General features: G+C 67.4%; 7 protein-coding genes and 1 pseudogene. 6 read left to right on the top strand and 2 right to left on the bottom strand.

Features of this window, described 5'->3' with window-relative positions; genetic code table 11:
- Nucleotides 1-501: 501 nt before the first annotated feature.
- From VKG81_RS20425 to VKG81_RS20410, 4 genes are all read left to right on the top strand, one after another.
- On the top strand, nt 502-945 hold the full coding sequence (locus VKG81_RS20425) for a protein disulfide oxidoreductase (protein ID WP_324398545.1): 444 nt from the start codon (nt 502-504) through the stop codon (nt 943-945).
- Nucleotides 946-958: 13 nt separating this feature from the next.
- A complete protein-coding gene (locus VKG81_RS20420) occupies nt 959-1,810 on the top strand; it encodes a cytochrome c biogenesis CcdA family protein (protein ID WP_324398544.1) in 852 nt (283 codons plus the stop codon).
- A gap of 49 nt (nt 1,811-1,859) precedes the next feature.
- Nucleotides 1,860-2,339, top strand: coding sequence for a toxin-antitoxin system HicB family antitoxin (locus tag VKG81_RS20415; RefSeq protein WP_324398543.1), 480 nt, complete (start codon nt 1,860-1,862; stop codon nt 2,337-2,339).
- Between the two features lie 102 nt (nt 2,340-2,441).
- Nucleotides 2,442-3,116: a DUF4097 family beta strand repeat-containing protein gene (locus VKG81_RS20410; RefSeq protein ID WP_324398542.1), complete on the top strand. Its 675-nt coding sequence runs from the start codon at nt 2,442-2,444 to the stop codon at nt 3,114-3,116.
- Between the two features lie 32 nt (nt 3,117-3,148).
- Here VKG81_RS20410 and VKG81_RS20405 read toward each other — a convergent pair whose 3' ends face one another.
- Complete coding sequence (locus VKG81_RS20405) at nt 3,149-3,421, bottom strand: hypothetical protein (RefSeq protein WP_324398541.1); 273 nt, start codon at nt 3,419-3,421, stop codon at nt 3,149-3,151.
- Nucleotides 3,360-4,088 carry a hypothetical protein gene (locus VKG81_RS20400; RefSeq protein WP_324398540.1) on the bottom strand — a complete coding sequence of 243 codons (729 nt, stop codon included), beginning with the start codon at nt 4,086-4,088 and terminating at the stop codon, nt 3,360-3,362. Before VKG81_RS20400 ends, VKG81_RS20405 begins: the two co-directional genes overlap by 62 nt.
- 101 nt (nt 4,089-4,189) lie before the next feature.
- Between VKG81_RS20400 and VKG81_RS20395 the strand changes: the two genes are divergently transcribed.
- The gene (locus VKG81_RS20395) at nt 4,190-5,080 is read left to right on the top strand and encodes a TIGR03619 family F420-dependent LLM class oxidoreductase (protein ID WP_324398539.1); all 891 of its coding nucleotides are present in this window, start codon (nt 4,190-4,192) and stop codon (nt 5,078-5,080) included.
- A 20-nt stretch (nt 5,081-5,100) separates the two neighbouring features.
- A pseudogene (locus tag VKG81_RS20390) lies at nt 5,101-5,257 on the top strand (1-deoxy-D-xylulose-5-phosphate reductoisomerase); the annotation flags it as partial.

Here is a 5,257-nt window from a genome sequence, read left to right as displayed (position 1 = left end):
AGCACGCCAGCACGTCGTCACCATCGGCGGCGGCGCCGAGCAGCGGCGGCAGGTCGCGCAGCCGCAGGTCACGGCGGAACCACAACAGCGTCGGCATGCCCTCATGCTGCCCGCGATTTCCGGCGCGGAAACGTCCGAACTGCCCCAACCTGGTCAGGTGGGCCGCCCGCTCCGCCTCGAACTGGCGCAGTATCGCCCGGTCACCGGCCCAAACCCCGTCGCGCAGCCAGGCCGGCAAGCCTGCGACATCGTCACAGACACGTCAGATCTGCCGCCCAACGCCGACTGCGGGGCGCTCATCCTCGGGCTTTGCTGGCCGGAGCGGGGTTGACCCGCGAGCCGCCCGACCTCGAGGCGTCGCCCGGGTGGCATGATCGAACTGAACCCGTTTGGTTGACGTCACTTCAGGTGTAATGTCAGCAAAGGAGGTGCGGTGGCGTGAAGACCGGACTTTTGAGCAGCTACAAATCGTTGGCGCTTGCGGTGATCGCTGCGGTGTTGATGCTGGGCCTCGTCAACACGCCGGTAGCGCGCGCCGACGACCGTCTCAACTTCACCGGAACCACGCTCAGCGGCGGGTCTTTCAACGGATCCAACCTGCACGGCAAACCTACCGTGCTGTGGTTCTGGACTCCGTGGTGCCCGTTCTGCAACATCGAGGCCCCGGGGGTAAGCGAAGTGTCCGCCGCCAATCCGAAGGTGACGTTCGTCGGCATCGCCGGCCGCTCCGACGCCGGGCAGATGCAAGGCTTCGTTTCGAAGTACAACCTGAACTTCACGAACCTCAACGACGCCGACGGATCATTGTGGGCGCGCTTCGGTGTGCCGTGGCAACCGGCATACCTCTTCGTCCGCCCCGACGGCTCATCGACCTTCGTGAACAACCCGACCGCGGCGATGCCCGAGCAGGAATTGTCGGACCGGGTCAAGACGCTGACGGCGTAGGCGTCGGCACACAGTGGACCAAGACCTGGCGGGCTTGGCGTTCGGCGCTGGGCTGGTAGCTGCCCTCAACCCGTGCGGATTCGCAATGCTGCCGGCCTATTTGGCGCTGGTTATTGGAGAGGGCACCGGCCGGCCGCCTGCGGTCGGGCGCGCCATCGCGGCCACCGTGGCGATGACCGTCGGCTTCCTGGCGGTGTTCGGTTTGTTCGGCTTGCTGACCGTGGAGGTGGCGTCGACGGTCCAACGTTACCTGCCGTACGTCACCGTCGTAATCGGGATCATCCTGGTAGCAGTGGGGATTTGGCTGCTATCGGGTCGGGAACTCACGATCTTCGTGCCAAACCCGCTGGCACACAAGGGGCGATGGGCACCGACCGCTCGGATTGGTTCGATGCTGGGCTACGGCGTGAGCTATGCGATCACTTCGCTGTCATGCACGGTCGGCCCGTTCCTCGCGGTCACCGGGGCGGCCGTCCGCAGCGGTCCGGTGATGCAGACCGTCTGGGTGTACCTCGCCTACGCGGCCGGTTTCGCTTTGGTCGTGGGTGCGCTGGCCGTCGCCGCCGCATTCGCCAGTTCGGCGCTGACCGAGCGCATCCGGTCCATCGTGCCGTTCATCAACCGGATCAGTGGCGCGCTGCTCGTGATCTTCGGGGTGTACATCGGCTACTACGGCGTCTACGAGGTGCGGATATCCGGGCGCGGCGCCAATCCGGCGGATCCGGTGATCATCGGGGCGGGACGGCTGCAGGGCGCGGTGGCGGGGTGGGTCTACCAGCACGGCGCGTGGCCGTGGTTGGTGGCGCTGACGCTGCTGATGATCGGCGCGCTGGCCTGGATCTGGCGGGCGCGGATCCGTCGATAGCAGCACACTGACCGTTGCAATGACATCATAATGATGTCATGATGACATCATGGACTTGCAGCCTTACGTCGACACCGTTCGGCACGAACTCAACGTTGCCGCGCAGGCGGGCGACGACGCCGCCGCGCTGGCCGACCGGTTGAGCGCACCGCTGGAGTCGGCGGTCCGGCTGGTCCTGCTCGAGGCGCTGTCGGCGGCTGCCGAGGAGATCACCCGCGAGTTGGCACCGGCGTCGGTCGACGTCCGCCTCCGCGGCCGCGATCCGCAATTCGTCGTCTGCGCTCCGATTCAGGAACCAGCTGATGAACGCGAGCCCGCCGCCGAACCGCCGGCCGTCGCCGACGATGGCGGGGGTACGTGGCGGGTCACACTGCGCCTACCGGAAAGCCTGCGGCCGAGGGTGGAAGCGGCGGCGCGCCGCGAAGGGATATCTGTCAACGCCTGGCTGGTTCGCGCGGCTGCTGCGCGTGCCGAGCCCGCCACCCAGCGAGCCAACACCAGCCGCCACATCACCGGCTGGGTCCGCTGACACCACGAAACCCGAGGAGGAAAACGATGCCCACATTCGCCACACCCGAACCCATCACCGCACGCGTCGAGGCCGGCTCGGGCTCGATCCGACTCATCGCCAGTGAGCGCCCGGGACACCATCGTCGAAGTGCGGCCCCGCGACGAATCCCGCCCCGCCGACGTCCGATCCGCCGAGCAGGCGCAGGTCTACTACGCGAACGGCAAACTCACGGTGGCGCCGGCGAAGTTCGGCTTGCTCGGCTACCGGATGGGAGCTGTCGACATGGTCATCGAACTGCCTTCCCACTCGCGGATTCACATCGCCGTCGCATCCGCCGACGTGCACGCCGACGGCGAATTCGCCGACTTCGGCTTCGATTCAGCCAGCGGACGGCTGGAGGTGCAGTCGATCAGCGGTTCGGCGAAGATCGCGACCGCTTCCGGTGACGCCGCGATCGCCAACCTCGACGGCGACGCGAAATTCCAGGCCGCCAGCGGCTCTCTGTCGCTCGACCGGTTGCGGGGAAACGTGAAGTCGCAGACCGCGTCGGGCTCGGTCAACATCGCCGCGGCCGTCAGCGGCGCTGTCGTCGCCCATACCAGCAGCGGCGACGTTGAAGTCGGCATCCCCGAGGGAACCGCCGCGCAACTCGACATCATGACCGGGTCGGGAACGGTCACCAACCGGCTGAAGCCCTCCGACGGGCCCGAGCACGGCGACGATACCGTCGTCATACAGGTGCGCACCGGTTCCGGCGACGTCGACATCAACCGCGCGTTCACCGCGGCCGCGTGACGGCCGGCGGTCGTCGAGTCAGCGCTTGCGGATCAGCGCCAACGCGCTGCCGCCGCGCTGAGGTAACGCGGGTCCGGCAGAACGGCGTTCTCGCGCATGGTTGCCTCGCAGACCTTGATCGCGTGCTCGTCGCCGATGTCAACGGCCTCGGCGGCCAACGCCGCGAAGGTGCTCTCGTCCTCGGCGGGTGCGGCTTGCGGCGTCCGCGTCGAGCGTTTCCCGCCGAATGCGGCGAACAGTTCCTCATTGACCGCCTCGATCGTGTGCAGTGACGGCGCGTGCAACTCGGCCGGCAGATCCGCCAACAGTCGCCGCATCGCGGCCGGCCCAGTGATGGTGTGGATCAACGGAATCGGGAAAGACGGCATCGTCGCGGTTGTAGTGGCCGCAGTACTCGGCGGTGAGATGGCGGAGGGCGTCGTCGACCGTTGCGGCGTCAAGATCGCCGCGCCTGACGGCCGTGTTGCGGAGAGGTTTGAATGACGTCGCCCAGAGAGCAAGGCCGCGGGCGAGCTCATCGATCTGCAGATCGCTCGGCTCGGCGACCAGGCCCAGGGACCGGACCGCGTGGGCCGAACGAATCAGGCCGTGCAGAAGCGACCCGGAGCAGCCCGGCAGCAGACGCAGCCAGGTTCGCAGCACCGTGCGCCACGGCGTGTTCCCCAACTCGCTGCGGAACAGTTCCACCCAGTCGCCGCGGCGTTCGAGATCTCCCAGCGCGGTTCGCCACTCGTCCGGCACGCGGGCGTCGATCGACCGTGACGGGCGGGGGAGCGGCTCATAGTTGCGGCGGGCAATGTTGACGTGCAGCCACCGGTCGACGTCGCCGCCACAGCCCAGAGTGGCCAGCGCCTCGGCGGCCATCGGAGAATGATTGGCGAAGAACTGGTCGGTGAACAGGCCCGTCGACTGCAGCCGGTGCAACGCACCGTTGACCGCTTCCGCATAGGTGACCAGACCCTCGGGGCTCATGCGAATATGACGGCCGACAACCGGAAAAGTTACAGGAGCGGGGCACAATACTTTTCACTGAAAGCCGTCCGGTATGGCTTACCGCCGACTGAAGGAAGCGCATGGAGTTCTGGTGTGGCACCGCGTTCATGAAGACGGAAGAGGCGCCCGCCGTGGCGCGGATGCTCGACGAGGCCGGCTACGACGGGATGGTGTGCTCCGACCACCTGATATACCCGCGCCATCTCGCGTCGCCGTATCCGTCGCCCACCGGGCGTCCGATGTGGTCGCCCGACACGGCTTGGCCTGATTCATGGGTTCTCATCGGCGCCATGGCGTCGGTGACCCGTCGGCTGCGATTCACGAACGCCGTGTACGTCGCACCCGTCCGCCCCCTGCTCGAAGTCGCCAAGCAGGTGGCCACCGCATCGGTGGTATCGGGGGGGCGGGTGTCGCTCGCGGTTGGCGTCGGATGGATGCGCGAGGAATACGAGCTGATGGGCCAGGACTTCGGCAACCGGGGCAGGCGCCTCGACGAGATGATCCCGGCCCTGCACGCGCTGTGGAAGGGCGGCTGGGTGTCGTGGGCCGGACGTTATTACCAAGTGCCCGAATTGATGATCGAGCCGCATCCGCCGAGCCGGGTGCCGATTCTGGGCGGCGGTGAGTCCGACGCCGCCCTGCGGCGGGCAGCACGCCTCTGCGACGGCTGGGTCGGCTACGGCTATCCGTGGGACGGCGCCGTGCACTACGTCGAGACGTTGACCGCACTGCGCGCGGAGTACCGGCGCGCCACCGAGCCATTCGAGATCATGTTGGCGCTCTACGAGGCGCCGTCCCCCGATCTCGTCAAGCGGGCCGAAGACATCGGCATCACCGCGTTGATGTGCAGTCCGTGGACCACGCTGGACGACATCAAGGCCGGCGTGCACGACTCACTCAAGCTCGACGCCGAGCGATACCGGCGGCCCATCGAGCGGTTCGCCGAAATCGTGATCGCCAACTCGCGATAACCGCGCGGCACAATGGACCGGTGACCACCGAGCGCAGGCGCGTGCTGATTCTGGGCAGCACCGGATCCATCGGCACTCAGGCGCTGGAGGTCATCGCCGCCAACCCCGACCGATTCGAGGTGGTCGGGCTCGCCGCCGGTGGCGCAAATGCGCGGCTGCTCGCCCAGCAGCGCGACG

The organism is Mycobacterium sp. (genome assembly GCF_035314905.1).
Lineage (GTDB): Bacteria > Actinomycetota > Actinomycetes > Mycobacteriales > Mycobacteriaceae > Mycobacterium.
Note: the sequence above shows the minus strand (reverse complement) of the source record. Positions and strands in the feature narration are given on the sequence as shown.